General features: G+C 40.9%; 20 protein-coding genes. 5 read left to right on the forward strand and 15 right to left on the reverse strand.

The window, feature by feature from the left end; all coding sequences use genetic code 11:
* Window positions 1-14 precede the first annotated feature (14 nt).
* Window positions 15-887 (reverse strand): LysR family transcriptional regulator, encoded by an 873-nt coding sequence (locus AC6I7V_RS20035; protein ID WP_498012511.1) that lies wholly within the window; start codon window positions 885-887, stop codon window positions 15-17.
* A 109-nt stretch (window positions 888-996) separates the two neighbouring features.
* Here AC6I7V_RS20035 and AC6I7V_RS20040 point away from each other — a divergent pair, with 109 nt between their 5' ends.
* Entirely contained in the window at window positions 997-2,007 is a 1,011-nt protein-coding gene (locus AC6I7V_RS20040; RefSeq protein ID WP_498012512.1) for an NADH:flavin oxidoreductase, read from the forward strand.
* 182 nt (window positions 2,008-2,189) lie between these two features.
* Here AC6I7V_RS20040 and AC6I7V_RS20045 read toward each other — a convergent pair whose 3' ends face one another.
* Together AC6I7V_RS20045 and AC6I7V_RS20050 are read right to left on the reverse strand one after the other, a co-directional pair.
* On the reverse strand, window positions 2,190-2,624 hold the full coding sequence (locus AC6I7V_RS20045) for a DUF6691 family protein (RefSeq protein ID WP_498012513.1): 435 nt from the start codon (window positions 2,622-2,624) through the stop codon (window positions 2,190-2,192).
* Window positions 2,625-3,047, reverse strand: coding sequence for a YeeE/YedE family protein (locus tag AC6I7V_RS20050; protein WP_255232986.1), 423 nt, complete (start codon window positions 3,045-3,047; stop codon window positions 2,625-2,627).
* A gap of 319 nt (window positions 3,048-3,366) precedes the next feature.
* Between AC6I7V_RS20050 and AC6I7V_RS20055 the strand changes: the two genes are divergently transcribed.
* Window positions 3,367-4,731: an amino acid kinase family protein gene (locus tag AC6I7V_RS20055; protein WP_255232987.1), complete on the forward strand. Its 1,365-nt coding sequence runs from the start codon at window positions 3,367-3,369 to the stop codon at window positions 4,729-4,731.
* Between the two features lie 125 nt (window positions 4,732-4,856).
* Here the strand turns inward: AC6I7V_RS20055 and AC6I7V_RS20060 are convergent, their stop codons facing one another.
* The 4 genes from AC6I7V_RS20060 to AC6I7V_RS20075 all read right to left on the reverse strand — a co-directional run bounded on the left by AC6I7V_RS20060 (window position 4,857) and on the right by AC6I7V_RS20075 (window position 7,578).
* On the reverse strand, window positions 4,857-5,447 hold the full coding sequence (locus AC6I7V_RS20060; protein WP_498012514.1) for a YqaA family protein: 591 nt from the start codon (window positions 5,445-5,447) through the stop codon (window positions 4,857-4,859).
* Between the two features lie 54 nt (window positions 5,448-5,501).
* Complete coding sequence (locus AC6I7V_RS20065; protein WP_498012598.1) at window positions 5,502-6,530, reverse strand: AI-2E family transporter; 1,029 nt, start codon at window positions 6,528-6,530, stop codon at window positions 5,502-5,504.
* 295 nt (window positions 6,531-6,825) lie between these two features.
* Window positions 6,826-7,302 (reverse strand): hypothetical protein, encoded by a 477-nt coding sequence (locus AC6I7V_RS20070; RefSeq protein ID WP_498012515.1) that lies wholly within the window; start codon window positions 7,300-7,302, stop codon window positions 6,826-6,828.
* Between the two features lie 27 nt (window positions 7,303-7,329).
* Entirely contained in the window at window positions 7,330-7,578 is a 249-nt protein-coding gene (locus AC6I7V_RS20075; RefSeq protein WP_498012516.1) for a hypothetical protein, read from the reverse strand.
* Window positions 7,579-7,882: 304 nt separating this feature from the next.
* On the opposite strand from AC6I7V_RS20075, the gene AC6I7V_RS20080 reads away from it, so the two are divergent.
* On the forward strand, window positions 7,883-8,305 hold the full coding sequence (locus tag AC6I7V_RS20080) for a DUF2383 domain-containing protein (protein ID WP_498012517.1): 423 nt from the start codon (window positions 7,883-7,885) through the stop codon (window positions 8,303-8,305).
* A gap of 54 nt (window positions 8,306-8,359) precedes the next feature.
* Complete coding sequence (locus AC6I7V_RS20085; protein ID WP_498012518.1) at window positions 8,360-8,770, forward strand: hypothetical protein; 411 nt, start codon at window positions 8,360-8,362, stop codon at window positions 8,768-8,770.
* Window positions 8,771-8,856: 86 nt separating this feature from the next.
* On the opposite strand, the gene AC6I7V_RS20090 is transcribed toward AC6I7V_RS20085, so the two are convergent.
* The 6 genes from AC6I7V_RS20090 to AC6I7V_RS20115 all read right to left on the reverse strand — a co-directional run bounded on the left by AC6I7V_RS20090 (window position 8,857) and on the right by AC6I7V_RS20115 (window position 12,992).
* Window positions 8,857-9,774, reverse strand: coding sequence for a mechanosensitive ion channel family protein (locus AC6I7V_RS20090; RefSeq protein ID WP_498012519.1), 918 nt, complete (start codon window positions 9,772-9,774; stop codon window positions 8,857-8,859).
* Between the two features lie 40 nt (window positions 9,775-9,814).
* The gene (locus AC6I7V_RS20095) at window positions 9,815-11,428 is read right to left on the reverse strand and encodes a diacylglycerol kinase family protein (protein WP_498012520.1); all 1,614 of its coding nucleotides are present in this window, start codon (window positions 11,426-11,428) and stop codon (window positions 9,815-9,817) included.
* 112 nt (window positions 11,429-11,540) lie between these two features.
* Window positions 11,541-11,969 carry a hemerythrin domain-containing protein gene (locus AC6I7V_RS20100; RefSeq protein ID WP_498012521.1) on the reverse strand — a complete coding sequence of 143 codons (429 nt, stop codon included), beginning with the start codon at window positions 11,967-11,969 and terminating at the stop codon, window positions 11,541-11,543.
* 68 nt (window positions 11,970-12,037) lie between these two features.
* A complete protein-coding gene (locus AC6I7V_RS20105) occupies window positions 12,038-12,235 on the reverse strand; it encodes a hypothetical protein (RefSeq protein WP_255232997.1) in 198 nt (65 codons plus the stop codon).
* 8 nt (window positions 12,236-12,243) lie between these two features.
* Window positions 12,244-12,414 carry a DUF1328 domain-containing protein gene (locus AC6I7V_RS20110; RefSeq protein ID WP_255232998.1) on the reverse strand — a complete coding sequence of 57 codons (171 nt, stop codon included), beginning with the start codon at window positions 12,412-12,414 and terminating at the stop codon, window positions 12,244-12,246.
* Between the two features lie 32 nt (window positions 12,415-12,446).
* Window positions 12,447-12,992, reverse strand: coding sequence for a BON domain-containing protein (locus tag AC6I7V_RS20115; RefSeq protein ID WP_498012522.1), 546 nt, complete (start codon window positions 12,990-12,992; stop codon window positions 12,447-12,449).
* A gap of 320 nt (window positions 12,993-13,312) precedes the next feature.
* Here AC6I7V_RS20115 and AC6I7V_RS20120 point away from each other — a divergent pair, with 320 nt between their 5' ends.
* Window positions 13,313-14,653 (forward strand): sigma-54 interaction domain-containing protein, encoded by a 1,341-nt coding sequence (locus tag AC6I7V_RS20120; RefSeq protein ID WP_498012523.1) that lies wholly within the window; start codon window positions 13,313-13,315, stop codon window positions 14,651-14,653.
* A gap of 132 nt (window positions 14,654-14,785) precedes the next feature.
* On the opposite strand, the gene AC6I7V_RS20125 is transcribed toward AC6I7V_RS20120, so the two are convergent.
* Both AC6I7V_RS20125 and AC6I7V_RS20130 read right to left on the reverse strand, forming a co-directional pair.
* Window positions 14,786-15,655, reverse strand: coding sequence for a LysR family transcriptional regulator (locus AC6I7V_RS20125; protein WP_498012524.1), 870 nt, complete (start codon window positions 15,653-15,655; stop codon window positions 14,786-14,788).
* 185 nt (window positions 15,656-15,840) lie between these two features.
* Complete coding sequence (locus AC6I7V_RS20130) at window positions 15,841-16,728, reverse strand: DMT family transporter (RefSeq protein ID WP_498012525.1); 888 nt, start codon at window positions 16,726-16,728, stop codon at window positions 15,841-15,843.
* Between the last annotated feature and the right edge of the window lie 32 nt (window positions 16,729-16,760).

Below are 16,760 nucleotides of genomic sequence, written 5' to 3' on the forward strand. Positions count from 1 at the left end.
AGTTGATCACTCTACTAAAGCGCAGTATCGAATACCTGTAAGCAATGATGCTGAACCTCACTATGTCGGCATAGCCAGACCGTTTGCTCGCAGCTATAGGGACACCCCAAAACGGTAATCACTTTCAATCCATGCTCGTTAGCAACATAGTCCGGAAGGTAAGCCAAAAGTGGTTGGTGTTTTACCAATGCAATCAGTGTTGAAATTGTGTCGACGCGTGCGGATATGCGACGGCTGAACTCCTCGTCATGCCAACCATCAAGGCTCCTATGTTTCGCCATTGCACCGTAGATAGGCTTCGACGGCACAACGAAAGGATAATGAAGCAAACTTTCAATCGAGACCGCTTCCGCTCGTTCCTTTGAGAACAATGGATGATCTCGATTGGCGACGGTAACAAAATTTGCCTGACTCAGCTCTGTTGTTATTAACTGTCGTTGGTGTGGAGGAAACCCATTTAAGCTAGACACTAATGCAATATCGACCTCATGTTTGTTAAGTAATGTAAGGTCTTGAGCACTCTTTGTTTCAAGTGAGACATCATGATTATGACTCAATAAACGCTCAATCAAGCTTGGTACAAAATACCCCAGCACCGCCTCAGAACCGCTAACACGCAAATGTGGGCGACGTGGTTTACCCAGTTCCCGTTCAATTTTGTCATTGATCGCCAACATCTCAATAACTCGTTGAAACAACATATCTCCAGCTTCGGTGAGCCCCCATTGCGTGCCATGCTTGTCGAACAGTTTCTGTTGATAATGGGCTTCAATGCGCTTAATCAATTTAGATACTGTACCGGGCTGCATACCAATCTGTTTAGCTGCCTCACGCATACTTGGCGCTTTAGCTACCTCAACAAACACAGCCAAATCATTCAGTTTCATCGCTCTTCCTTTGTTTCTATTTTGGAAACACTTGGTGAAATAATGTTTCTTAATTTTATCACCTTAAGTCTTTAAAATGGAGCGAATCAACGGATACATAGGAAACAGTATGCGACGCTTTCAACCGTTAAATATCGCAACTCATACACTGAAAAATCGGCTTGTTGTACCACCAATGGCTTCTCAGACAGCCACGACCGATGGATCAACGACAGACGCAAGCATTGAACATTACCGAAACTTATCACGCTCCGGTGCTGGCTTAGTGATGGTTGAATACAGCTTCGTCCATACAACAGGCAAAAGTGAACCTAACCAACTTGGTGCTCACAATGATGAATGCATTGAAGGGATGACGAAAATTGCTGATGCAATCCACAGTAACGGTGCGAAAGCAGGCTTTCAGCTCACCCATTGCGGTGGCAAAGCACAACTCGATATCTGTCCCGATTTAATGGGCCCTTCAGGAGTAACAGTCCCCGCTTATGACCGGACACTACCTCAACCAAAAGCAATGTCGGTAGATGATATTGAGCTATGGATTGAATCATTTGTCCAAGCAGCGATTCGAGTCGAGAAAGCAGGTTTTGATTTTGTTGAACTCCATTGCGCGCATGGATATGGCCTTAACCAATTTTTATCACCGATCACTAATCAAAGAGACGACCAATATGGAGGATCATTAGAAAATCGTATTCGAATGGTTGTAGATATCATCAAAGCCATTCGCTCAACTACCCAGTTGGCAGTCATGGTGCGTATCCCAGGACAAGATCTCTACCCACAAGGATTAACTCAAGAAAGCGTGGTTAAGATGTGTCAGTCTTTTATTGCAGCTGGAGTTAGCATCATTGATGTCTCCTCTGGAATTGGCGGCTGGAACCGACCAAAAGATAGACGGGGTGAAGGCTATTTGGTTTCAGAGTCTCACTATCTTAAGAAAGCAGACTTGGGAGTACCTATCATTGGTGTAGGCGGTATAGAAACTGCCGACTATATCGAGCAAGCGTTGGAACATTCTTATTTCGATCTCGCGGCCGTCGGGCGAGCGATTCTACGTGGCCCAGAACAATTTGCTAATGACGTCATGACCGTCCACCCGCCGGAGATCGCTTACTGATATTGCCTAACAGATGCCGACATAGTTGATTAAGATAATATCCACTTGGGATCGTCAAGAAATTTGGGCGATCCCAATATGTTGATAATACGATGACTTGCTCGTCTTGTATCGACTATAAATTTTGTTTTACTTGATAGTTTAGATTGCAACTAAATCTGCCTATCCTAAGGCTAGTTTGGTTAGGATGTAACAAACTTCTGGGAAACGAAAGCAACCAACTTCATCCCACTCATCATGCTAATGATAAACAAGATGATGGTAATACTGCCCTCACCGAGACTAGCCACCGCTGGCCCGGGGCAAATCCCACCCAAACCCCAGCCTAAACCAAAAATAGATGCTCCCAAAACCAGTTTTCGATCTATCTTTGTATTCGTAGGCAGATTTAAGGCGTTGTCATCAAAAGTTTTACCACGGGGTTTGATAATGAAATGGTAAAAAGGCGTAAATACGAGTAAAGCTCCTCCCATCACAAAAGCAAGACTAGGGTCCCAATCCCCTGTGATATCAAGAAACGCAAAAATGTTGGCAGGATCAACCATGCCAGAAATATTCATTCCAATACCAAACAGAACACCGGACAAAAGAGCGAAGAATAGAGAGACAGGATTCATTTAAAGCACTCCTAACATACGACGAACAAACACAACAGAAATCGCGACGATCATGAACGTACATGTTGCAACAACAGAACGTTTAGAAAAACGGCCCATGCCAATAATCCCATGTCCGCTCGTACAGCCATTGCTTAAACGAGTGCCTATACCGACTAATCCCCCAGCAACAACAACTAAACCAAGGTTCATAGCGCTTAAATCAGGTAACTCAAAGCCGATTGGACGCGTAAATACAATGCTGATCACCATGCCAAACAGAAACAATACTCGCCATAATCGATCTCCCGCTTTCGGGGTCAGTAACCCTCCAAGAATCCCACTGATACCCGCCACTTTTCCGCTAAACAACATAAGTAAACCTGCAGATAAGCCGAGCAAAGCACCTCCCGTTAAAGCGTGCCAAGGTATTGAGAACTCCATTTACTTCTCCTCTTGTTTATGTGCGCAAATGCGTTGTGAAGTGACACCATCAGGCTCATCACGCGAATCTAGCTACTATGATGATTTAACTTTGTATATTAGTCAATTCTAATTTAGATAAGTTTAATTTATCACGGGTAAACTGGACCTAAAAATCCCTTATAAAATTACAGCACTAATAATTTTTTCATTAAAAACTCAGGAACCAACACTAAAAACCTTGTTTAAAGGAGGAATAAATTGGTGTATCATATGAAATATACTTAGTGTTCAAATTATTTTTGGTCGCAACAGTCACTCAGAAACATTAAGGGAGAGTATGTCTCATACGGTTGAAAAAATAAGTGGTTCTTCCATGACAGCGTTTGATGCTGTTCTAGACAACATTATTCTCAAACCGACGTCTCAAGCCAGATACAATAGAATTCTTGTCATTCCAGCCTATCAGGGGATCACCGATGCGCTTTTGGAGAGTAAAAACACCTATGAACCTGGTGTCTATCATTACGCTCTAAGTGGCAGCGATTTATGGGAAAACAAGTTAGATAGTGTCGTTCAACGACTTTTGTGGGTAAATGAAAGTGTATTCGCAGACCCGATGTTGCGTAGAGAGGCTGATGATTTCATTATCAAGCGAACCTCTCATACTCGAAGTTGGGTACGCGAAAGTTTGGCTACTAAACGTTGTCTCCCCCAAATTCGGGAGCAATTAGCCGCTATTGGAGAAGTACACAGTGCTTATAACACTGCGCTAAAAGCAAAACGTTATGGCGTCCAAACAAAGTTCATTGATCTAAGTAATGCTGCGAATGAGCCTGCTCAATCGTTTGATACTAAGTTAAAAAATAACTTAGAAGATGTAGATTTAAGTTGTGAGCTCCCTGTAGTGGCAGCCTGTTCTTCACATGACATCAATAAGAGCTACCAACACGATCGCCGTTATGGAGATTTAACATTAAGCCGTATTGCCGCAATAACAGATGCCAAGCAAGCTGTTATTCATAAATCTCACCATCTGAGTTCAGGGGATCCTACATTGATTGGTGAAGGTCAGGTTTCTCCTATGGAAGACTCGAGTTACCAAGTAGTCGATCAACTATCGGCGTTATCAAATGATGTTGTTCATCCGGCAGCTATTGCAGAGCTGTCTGAGAAAAACATTGATCTTCACATGAGATGTACCTTTGAGCCAGAGCATCCCGGCACTTTTATTAGTCGCGATCACTGTTCCGCTGAACATAAAATTGAACTGGTATCAGGTAAAGAAGATGTATGTTCGCTAAAAGTTGAGCTAAAAAATCACAGCATCGACTTCAATCAATTAGAGAAGCAGATCCAACTACAGTCTGAATTTAACTTGTTGCACAGGTACGTGAAGGGGAAAGTCGCGCATTACTATTTCAATTGTGACGTTCGTCATTTTGGGGCGATTCTGACTAAAGTAAAAAAGCTTATACCAGATAGCGATATTACGATTCAACAAGTTGCTTTGCTTTCGGTTCTTGGTTCAAAAATAGAACTAGAGCAGACGCTCCTAAAAGGTTGTCATGCTCTGGAAATAAATGGAATCAAACCTCTTCATACTTACAAATCTGAAAGCAAAAACAGCGTCAAATTTATTGTATCAAGTGCTCATTATCGAGCGTCCTCATGCGCTTTGCATGGTGCTTTTTTACAGTCATAAACTTGAGTATCAACATGCCCCTATTCATTTTTACGGCGCGATAATGGGCATCGTTGCCCAGTCGCCGTCATGCTATCTCCAAAATAAGTAATACCAACGGTTGTATCTTATGCGAGTACGGGAAACTAGCCGCTGCTTGTTGCTCTCAAATACCAAAATATCAACAGCATCAGTGTGATTAAACCGACAGCTGCAACTTTATATTTTTTAATTAACTGTTCAGCTTTATCACCGGCAACATACACGACGATGGCAATCCCGAAGTACCTGATCGAACGAGACAGACCCGTTGCGAGTAGAAATAAAGATAATGAAAAGGAAGTTGCTCCCGCTGACAACATCGCTATTTGAAATGGTATTGGCGCTACACCTAAGGTCATGATAAACCAGAAACCTTCAGTATTCATTTTCTGTATAACCGTGTCGAGGCGTTGCTCTGATATCCAGTTTTCGACGAGCCAATCTCGCAGTAGTTCGAAGGTAAAGTATCCAAACGCATAACCCAATAAGGCGCCCGTAATACAACCTAAGGTTGCCATTAACGCAATCTGCCAAATCTTATCACGTCGTTTCTGCAACAGTGGAATAAGTAGTGCTTCTAGAGGAATAGGAACAATCGTAGACTCAAGAAGAGAAGCCGTGAAAATACCGCCTAAAATATTTTCAGATTCGATGAGATCTTTGGTTTTTCGTTTCAATTTTTTAACCATGCACATTTATCCTTCAAAATGCAACGGGATTAACCCTAAAACAAACTACGCCTTTCGTTATCAACTAATCGTAATTTGAGGACGACTTACTTTGCTTAGCACAACATTGATAAGTACTAGCAACGGTCCTCCTATCAACATGCCCATCGCTCCCCATAACCAACCCCAAAACACTAACCAAACAAACAAAATTAAAGGATTTAAACGGAACCTTTTGCCAAGTAAAGTCGGGGTGGCTAATTGACTCTCTATGAGATTGATGACCAAAAAAAGCGAAGCAACAGTCAATGAGTAGCTTAAAGATTCAAACTGCAAAAAGGACACCAAGGCAAAGCAAGCTACTGAAATCATTGGCCCAAGATAAGGGATATAATTCATCAAACCAGCAAATGCTCCCCATAAAAACGGGTCTTTGAGCCCCATCATGTAGAACACGCCACCAACGACCAATCCCAAACACATGTTGATAATCGTAATAGAACTTATGTAGCGCGATAGATCAGTTTGGACCACCTTCACAAGCCCAACCACTTTACGTTTATCAGAAAATCGCGTGAGCAAAGATAAACATTGAGAATACATCTGTCGGCCATAACTCATCATGAAGTACGCCATAAAAAGTGCGACCATCAACTGTGTGACTATCGTTGGAGTTGTGGTTAATACTGATTTAATAATAGAAAATGAGGTGTTGCTTGTAAGTCCATCATGCGTCATCGTGCTACTCAGAGTGAAATCAGTCTCTTTGACCAACTCACTATTCTCAGTAGCTTCACTGACTTCGTTAGAGACATTCTCAATTAACATGGGTAGCTTAGACCACCATTGCTGAGCAGGCTCACTTAACAGGTTTAAGCTCAACACAATGAAACTAACGAACCCTAATAAAACAGCGATAACATTGATGATACGAGGAATGCCAAAACGCACTAATCGATTGACTAACGGGCCACATAGAAGTGAAATAAAAAAACCGAAAAAAACGGGTAACAAAAAGGGTTTTGCAACATGTAATATGAAAATGAACATTATGATAAGAGCAATGGTCATTAAACTATACTGTAATATCCTATCTCTTTTAACGTCCATCATATTCCTCAGATATTAAGATTCTTTTTCCGATTAGTCACACCAAATTCAGTCGTGAATAACGACATTGGAGATGAAGCCAAAATCCATTAATTATTTTTCAAGTGAATGAATTAATTGGCGAGCCTGTTTATAGCCATAAAAAAGCGTTCTGATATTTTTAGCTTTGCTTGTGGCAATCATACTGAGTGCTAAGATCCCTACTGAGTGGAGTGGGTACTCCTGGACATAACTTTTTCCTTTAAAATAAAGCAGATTCATGCTGAGTCCGATTTGACGATATCTACTATCACACTCAAGCCTTTTCATTAAAATTTTCCGCTGCCGTTTTTTCATTGATCGCATGATAAAACCTCCCAAGCTGCTCTTTAGTGTATTTAAAACCCACGAATTGGGTGTAATATCGACTGCCGAGTCCCAAAAGCACAAGGATAGCGCCAAACGCTCCAATGAACGCGCCGTACCCTACCAGAAGGTTCGAAGTTAAATAGTACCCAACAACCCCAGCACCGACAGCGATGCTAATTAGAAACATCGGCAGTAGAGTCACGAAGAGGAATTTAATGACAATCAGTTTTCTACTCGCGGCAACCGTGTTATGCAACTCCAAAGAAAACAACTCAAAAATCGATAGGAACCACTGTTGAGTGTGAGACTGGAGAGCAGTTAGGTCTTGTAGAAGCCCCTTTAGTTGAACAAACGCATGATCTAGAAGCTCCGCTTCGCGCTCTTGAGGCTCATTGTGTGCGTCTTTGGAATTATTAGACTGCATAACTTTCCTCTTCGTGTTCACTATAGCTTATTTGATTAACTTAGAAATTGCCCAGCCTGCAACAAATGCACAGCCAACGCTCAAAAGCGGACGCTCTTTAATCATATTTTCAGCCTGCTCTGCCTTACTTTTTACAGTTTCAGAACCTGCTTCTAGCGTATCTTGAACAGTATTTTTGACATTTTCTATTGCTTCTGTAGCAGCCTCTTCTGCCATCTCATAAACCTCTTCGGCTTGTTGCTTAGAATCCGTTTTTTTACTATTTGCATTTGGCATACATTATCTCCTTAACTGAGTTAATTGGAAAAAATAAAGTGTTCGTAAGACAGTAATTATCACTTCTTACAATAAGCCAAGCGAACATCATGCCAACTTTAAAACACCCCTGCTATATATGGTATTTGCGGGTTCAAGATAAGTTAAAGTCTCAGTATTCATGTAATATTTTCACTTATTTTTTCTACCAATTGTATCTTTTACAAAAAACAGGCTGCTCTATCCATAAATTAGGCTTCAATGGTGGTTTTATTTGGCACGCAACATGCTTTATTCCTATTACGTGAAATCCAATTGAGGCAATATGAGTAATAAAAACATTTCATCCATTATTAGTTTGATAGAAAGTGGAAATATCATATATGAAAGAGCGATATCCAATGTGGATAACGAAGATATAAGAGAAAGTCTTTTTGATATATATGCCGTCAAGAAGTGTGTTGAGCTAAAACTAAAATCGCTCTCCAGATCTTCAAAACAGCATCAAATCATTCCAGACAGCTATACCATTAATGCTCGACGTTGCTGGATTGAAGCAGAGGAAGGCCAAGGCAGAGCTGATAACCACCTCTATCTCAAACACCTGTCAGGCATAGAAGAAAAAACCATTGATGACATCGAAATTCTATCAGATCAAGTACCAGAATTAAGACAAAAAATAACAACTATTCAGAGAGAAGTAGAAATGTGTCGTCATCATCTTCGTGGCTTACAGTCAATGGATTGAGCAGTCAATTTGTGCAGGTATGGAAAAACAGTTCGGACAAGAAGGAGTATCAATATGCGGATTGAAAATAACAATGGGTCTATAGACGCGACGCACTACCAACGGATAGATAAAATATTATTTGCTCTTAAAGGACATTATCAATCATGCCGCGATCTCGTTGAGTACAGGGCGCATCAAGCTCTCTCTAGAGCTGCAAGTCGATTTTTAAAAATTGAGCGTTCAATGATCAATGAAATTAAACTTAGAATTAATGACTTAAATCCAGAGATAGATAGTTCAACACGGAAGTACCAGCCTATTGTGATTAGCAATTACGACGAAATGTATCAGAGCAACCGACAGTTAATCACGTATTTGAAAAATGCGATTGGCACATTTAACAATCCGAAATTGTCGTCATTCTTCTCTTACTGGGTTGCCGCATTGCAGGTGGAAAATGACGAAATGGCGAAGCACTTGTAGCATATATCGATATTATCCGTCACATGCAAACTAGAGTAATAAAAAAGCGTCAAGCCTATTTGCTTGACGCTTTTTTACTATTGTGATCATTTTATATTAGAGACATTATTCGACACTATACTTGATAGACTTTCCCCTCCTTTCGCCTCAAAATCCAATGTGCGAATAGGAAACGGAATCGTAATCCCAGCATCCGACAGTGAATCTTTAATCGCTACAATACTGTCATTTTGTGCTTCCATGTAACCATAGTCACCAGGGTAATCAATCCAAAACCACACTAGCAAGTTGATACTACTATCGGCAAAACTAGCAGCATGAACAGCTGTGTCATCAGGGTTACTCACGTAAGGTTTCTGATTAATAGCTTCTGTTATTACTTTAGTTGCCAAAGTTGGACTGTCCGCATAAGAGATACCTACCGGAATTTCTATTTTTCTAACACCTTTTCGGCTGTAGTTCGTCAGGATGTTACGAAACACCATTTTATTGGGAATCATCACCTGCTGACCTGAAAATGTCTCCACAAGAGTGTTGCGCAAATTAATCTGAATGACTTGCCCCATCACACCGTTGGATTCAACAATATCTCCTATTTTGAATGGTTTGCGGATACTCATTGTGATCCCTGAAATCAGGTTTTCAGTCATATCCTGGAAAGCAAAACCAATAGCGAGCCCCAAAATCCCTGCACCAGCGAGGAGTGATGTGACCGTACCTTGCAAGCCAACGAAATCTAACGCAACAAAAAAACCAACGGTTATTATGCCCACCTTAACAATCGATGCTAATAAGTTAGTCGCTTCCTTTGAATCTACGACTCGGTCGCTCAAATTCCTAAACAATCGACCGCCTAAGTTGGCGATAAAGATAAAAGCAAACAACGTAAGGATCGCTACAATAATATTCGGAATCAACTTGATGGTTTCAACAAGCCAATGCTCCAGCTTTTGTTCAATCAAATGATTAAACTTCTCAATGTCAAAAGAGAGGTTCATCTCCATGATGATCTCCTTTATTCTTAGTTCGTTCTATGATCGCTGACTAGGGAATGCAAACGGATAAGGCATGGCTTTTAATACTTATCTCAAGTGACTCTGCAGAGAACTTTTCTCCGTCAATGACATAATTAATCTGTCGATTTGAGTCGATTTTGACTCGCTTTGCAGACTCATATTCAAAGAAGGATGCTTGTTCTTTGAGCCCTAGGCTTGAGAGGAGTACATCAGACATCGCTAAAGCTCTTTCCCCAAGCGAATCAGTATGTTCTAAATAGGTAATATGCAATTGGCCATCATCAGGTCTTGGCTCTTTCCCCCCTTGAGCAAGCACCGTGCTGAAAGGCGATGTGTTGGCAACCACTAAACTTTGTAATTCGGCTTCTCGTGATACCTCCCCATCTATAGTGACTACAAACCACTGGCTTTCTCCTACGACAACCGCAGAAAACAGACCCGACAAGTAAGCCAGTTGGCCACTTTTATTTTTCTGTTCACGATGAGCGTAATCAATCATCTTCTCTTCAAACCCAATACCAAGAATGAGCAGTATTGGCTGATCGTTACAGTACGCTAAATCCATTTTCTTAGAGTTGCCAGATAAGATAGCCTCGCAAGCCTTTTCAACAGGCGACATTTTTGTCGCAAAACCATAAAGTACATGGCATAAAGCATTTGCTGTCCCCAATGGGATAATCCCGAGGGCTATGTCTGTCCCTACGATTTGTCTTGCCACCTCGCTGACGGTACCATCGCCGCCAGAGACTATGATATGAGAGGCATTTCTCGCTCTAGCTCGTTCGGCTAAAGATTCCGCTGACACTTCTTTACTGGTGGTCGCTATCTCTAAATTGAACTTTCGGGTTAGCTCCCTAATAACCTGCTGCTCATTTGTTTTCCATTTTCCCCCACCCGCGACAGGGTTAGCAATTAGGCAGCATTTATCTTCAAGGTGGAGTAGCCCTTTATCACAGATAGCATTCAACACTTTTCTTTGTTTTTTATTTAACTGTGCAGTGCTTCGTACATCATTGATGTCTTTGAGCACCTGTTCCACGCTTAAAGATGGGTTTTTCGCTAGCAGATATGCAGCAACCACAAACACAGAGCGCCCACGTCCAAGTGCACAATGAACAACCACTGACCTCGATTGGTTTATCTGAGTGTCTATCCAATTAAGCGCATGTTTAAGCTTTCGTAGTTTAGGGACTTGATGATCGAGAACAGGGGTATTGAGATAGTGGAACTCATCGCTGGTCATAGCACTCTCTAACCCAGAGAACTCCGCTGTTACATCAACAATACACGTTATATTTTGCGATTGCAGAAATGCCAAGTCGGATGGGAGTAGACGTCGTGAGACATATAACCCCTCTCCTACTTTCTGAATAGGCTCAACTTTATCTCTTTTTATAGCCCAGATATTGTATAAACGAACACCCAGAAAAAAAGGAATAAACGCCCATCTGATCCACCATGCTATTTTTCCATCACTATTTTTTCTGAATATGGATGGCATCTTGAAGATATAGGCCACGCTAACGATAGACACCGATAACCCTGACCAGACGAACAGCGAGCTGAATAATACATTGGGGACAACCAGTGCCACGGAAAAACAAGCGATAGCAATGAGAATATAGTACTTAACAATAAACATAGTGAGGCCTTAATTTCTTTGTTTCTTCGTGTAAAAAAAAGGGTCCATAAATGAACCCAGGTTGTTAAACCAAAACCTACGCTTCACTGTTAAGCTTAGGTTACACTTCGAATCAAGCCATTTCTTGCTCATACTTTCTAGCTAACGTTTCTTTTTGTTTGGAGTCTAAAACTCGGCCAGCTGTTTGAAAGAAACGCTGCTCTTCTTCTTCTAAGTGATGATCCACCTTGTGCTTTAGTGTTTTCATCAATGTGAGCCAGGCTGGTGAAGACATTTCGGTGTCATCCAATTGAGCAAGCACCTTATCAATACCGTGGTGTTCAGCAATACCGTGCCTAGTCATATCAACAGACTTATCACTCTCTATCAAAGGAGAATAGAAATGTCGCTCTTCCGCCACCGCATGTTTAGTTAATTCCTCTTTAAGACTGGAATAAAATTCTTGCCTAGCTTGAGTATCGCCTGATGTTTTAAGTATTGCATCCATCAAAAGTCGTTGCTTCTCATGACTATCTTTCAACACATCAAATATGTTTTTCATATTTAGCTCCTGATTCATTTCTTTTATATGAGATTCGGATGATTTAATTCATAAGTTAATGCGTATTATTAGCAGTCCTGATCTTTGGCATCCATTTGCTCTTTCACATTCTCACAACTGTCCTCGATCTTATTTTGAACATCCTCTATCGTCTCATCTGCTCGTTCACCCGCTTTTTCAAGGGGACCATCGTCACTACATGCGGCAAGCGTAAAAGCGAGACCTGAAACCATTAGGAAACGGAAAATAACTGTACTTATATTCATAAAAACTCCTAACTCTTATTTTTGTTAATTAAACTCATCACCACTGACACAAGCAACGAGATGACAAATATATAAAACATAACTTTAGCTACTGTGGCCGCAGCGCCTGCTATACCACCAAATCCAAATAAAGCTGCAATGATGGCAAGAATGAAAAATATTAACGCCCAATGAAGCATAATAATCTCTCTTCGGTTTATTCGGGAATTTGTTATTGAATTACTTCAAGTTTATCAATGACTTTATCAACATCAGAAGTGTTACGAGCAATAGATAATGCAAGGTCATGCTCAGTATCCGATGTCACCGAACCCTTCAACACAACGGTATTTCCATTAGTTTCTACTTCGATATCAGAACCACTGACTTCCGTATTCATTAGCAGTCGAGTCTTAACAATGGCCGTTATCTTAGTATCCATTAAAACCTGAGTTGACTCTTTGTTCTCTTTTTCATTGTCGATGACCGTCAGTTCATTTTTGACCGATTTAACACGATCAAGACTTAATACTAACTCCTCGGCAAGGGATTTTTCTGTCTCATTTTCTACCGACCCTGTTAAGGTGACAACTTGGTCTTTAACATAAGTATTAATATCAAAAGAGTTCAGATTAGAATTAAGTAATAAAGTTGTTTCCGCTTTGCCATCAATCCAAGCATCTAACGTCTCTTCTTTCCACATACTATCTGCAATAGCCACAGAAGAAGAAGTAGCAATAACCGTTGTTAGTAGAATTTTACTTGCAATGTTTTTCATTATTTTTCTCCTTTTTTAACTGACACCACTAACAGAGCAAGCTGCATGCCAAAAAGATAAACAATTGAATTAAAAGACTTTTAATTTAAAATCAAAACCTTGAGTAATATTGTTTACGATGCTGGATGAACATTTTACAAGGAGTATTTGTAAAAAGTATAAATACTCGAACCTTGATATTCAGCAATGCGAAATTAATAAATTCAAAAACATAAAAAACTCACCCTATACGTTGTAACTATCAGGAAAGAAACATACATTCTCATTGCCTATACCTCGTGTTATCATCACTCTCACTACTGTTTAAAGAGAGTTAAATCATGACATTACCAACACTGTTCGTAGAATTGAAAGATCAGAAACTACTGTCTCAAATAAACTCTCTGGAGGAGTTGTCACGATTTGATACGATTTGCAATAAGGACAACGAGCACTGGATAGATAGCCTACAACGACTTCAACCTAATGCCGCTATTGTTGAAGTATCTCAATTTACCAATGATGATTTCGTCGCCCTATCAAGTGCAACAGGCCTAGAAGAATTAGATTTAATCATCATCGGTTCCGGTGCACCCAATAAGAATTTAGACATGATGATGAAAAGCGGTGCTATTTTTCACTACAGAAAGCCGGTCGATATTCAAACGTTAGCGGATACTCTAGCGGACTTCAGTCAATACTATTTGGAAAGACAACAAGAGGGAAAAAAAATATCCACAAGCGATTTAGACCAGTTTGGGATGTTAGTGGGTTCCTCGAGGCCTATGCATAACTTGTATCGCACACTCAGACGCGTGGCGAAAACAGAAGCCAACGTATTGATTGTTGGTGAGAGCGGCGCCGGTAAAGAACTAGTCGCGCAGACTATTCACCTTGCCAGTGATAGAAAAGAGCAGCCTTTTATTGCTATAAACTGTGGCGCCATCAGTCCAGAATTAGTGGATAGTGAGCTCTTTGGTCATGAAAAGGGGGCGTTTACAGGCGCTAACCGAGCACACCAAGGTGTTTTTAAGCAAGCTGAGGGAGGAACGTTGTTTCTTGATGAAGTCACAGAAATGCCCCTTGAGCATCAAGTGAAACTGTTGCGAGTGCTTGAAACTGGTGAGTATCGCCCGGTCGGCAGTAATACACTTCATGTTGCCAACACACGTATCATAGCGGCGACCAACCGTGATCCTCAAGTGGCTATTGAAGAGCAATTTCTACGAGAAGATCTCTATTTTAGGTTGGCTCACTTCCCTATTAATATCCCACCTCTCAGAGAGCGAGGCTGTGATATTGTCGGCCTTGCCAAGCACTTCATCGCGCACCGGAATGCGAACGAAGTCGCCCCAAAAGCTATTTTGGCCTCCGCCCTCGAAAAAATCGCAGCGCATACATGGCCAGGCAATGTTAGGGAATTAAAACACTGCATCGAACGAGCATTCATCTTGGCAGACGATACAATTAAAGACGAGCACCTCATTTTTGATACGCCTCCATTAGAAACAGGATCAACTCTAGAAGATAGGGTACCGGCAGGTGTGGCATTGGAAGAGATAGAAAAAGCCGCCATTATGAACACGCTTGAAGAAAATGAAGGCAACAAAAAAGAAACAGCTGAGGATTTAGGGATAAGTATAAAAACCCTCTATAACAAACTGGATAAATATCAAAGCTAGTAAAGCTAGTTAAACCACTTTTGGTGATGAGTAGGACCAAGCATAGCCCAATCTGTAGGAAAATCTGGCCACCTTGTTATAAAGGTGGCTTTTTCATCTTCAACTAAGCAACCGAAGCCGAGAAGACGGTGGTTAATGCTGCTTACTCTCGAAGTGTCTAACGACATAATCGATAAAAGTTCTGACTTTTTGAGATTGCTCCCTATGGAAAGGATAAACGACATACAGTGAATGCTTGTCAACTTGCCACATCGGTAAAACTTCAACTAATTCCCCAGACTCTAACTCACTTTTAACGAATAAATCAGGAAGCAAACAGATACCGTGGCCTGAACACGCTGTTTGTTTGAGTGCCAACCCACTGTTTACCACATAAGCGCTTGATGTGAGCTCAATCTCTTTGACTTCATCAGCATTTCTAAATCGCCAGCGTCTAGCTGACGAAGAAAAACTGTATATGAGGCACTTATGGTGAGTAAGGTCTTCTGGCTTAAGAATCTCTCTGGATTTTGAAAGGTACTCAGGAGAAGCGCAAAGCACTCGTCTCATATCGATTAATTTTCGGGATCTTAGACTAGAATTGCTTAACTCCCCCCCACCCCGAATCGCAATATCAATGCCTGAGTCGATGAGATCGATATACTGGTCACTCATAACCACTTCAATAGACAAATCAGGATATTGGTGCATGAAATCACAAACAATGGGGTTAATTTCTAAAATTCCTAACGACATAGGAACGCTGATTTTCAGCGTTCCTTTTAACGTATGAGACGACTCAATGACTGACAAATCTGCATGTTTCAAATCATCTAATATGTTGCAAACCTGATTGTAGTAAAGTTGACCATTCTCCGTTATGTGCATGTTGCGTGTCGTTCGGTTTATCAGAGGGCTTTTAAGATAGTCTTCCAACTCATTGATATTATTACTAACTGCTGCTTTGAAGCTTCCCAGCTCTACAACTCTTCTGAAAACGGTTAGCGCCCTTATTTTATCCACTTCATCCTCACTTAAAGCCTTTATTGTTCACCTAAAGTAAACTGTTTGGTCACTAATATAGTTTATTAACTATGCTCAATTTGGCGGCATGTAATGCTGACGCACAACAAAGTACGCCAGTGTTTACTGAGATTTCTGGTAAATCTGAGGTTGATTCGTAATGATAGTAAAAGCCGTTTCACGACTCAATCTTGACTCAATACTTGTGCTTGGTTTAAGTGTTTAAGTTTACGCTCCCAAAGAGAGTGTAGAACGAGTGAAATAAGAACAATCGTTCCACCAATAAGATTTTCTCTTTCTGGCACAATACCCAGCACTAACAATATCCATAACGGGCCAAGTAGAAGTTCAAGAAGCAATATCAAAGCAGTTTGAGCTGCAGGCAGGTATTTTGAAGATTGAGCTATAAATAAGCCTGAAAAAGGAACAACAATACAACCTAACAGTGCTATGAACATAAACTGAGTACCATTCAGTGACGCTGGGTTAGCGCCATTGAGTAATGCGATACTAGCCATAACTAAGCCGCCAGTAATTAAAACGTTATGACTGTTGTTACCTTGACGTTTTCTTAAACAAACAAGATAAACCGCTGAACAAACGGCAGCGGCTAACGCATCGTAATCTCCGGTGACTTGGCCTGATGTCGCACCATGGAAGAAGATAATGCCAACACCTAATATTGAAGCAATCATTGCAGTGATCGTGTGCTTTTCGAGCCTCTCTTTGAGAGTAAAAAAAGCGATAACAGCAGCAAAAAATGGGGCTGTATTAAAGATAGCTAAGGTGCTTGCTGCATCTGTCCTATTTATTGATAGAACGAAAAAGGATGTCGATAATGCAAACGCGCAACCACCAATAAGGTCAATCGTACAATAAGCGATTGGTGTTTTACGTCGTTTTTTACCGCCTGTCACTGCTGTGATCAAAAACATGGTGATAGCTAGCAGTACACCTCTCCAAAACACAAGATCCCATGGTGCACTGCCAATTAAGTGCACGAGCACACTGTCAAAGCTCAAGATAGTTACGCCTACAAAGGCGTATAGGATTCCTAAGTTATTATTTTTCATCTTTGCTGGAATTCTTTAAGAATAGAGGTCAG

Source organism: Vibrio sp. KUL70 (genome assembly GCF_059725515.1).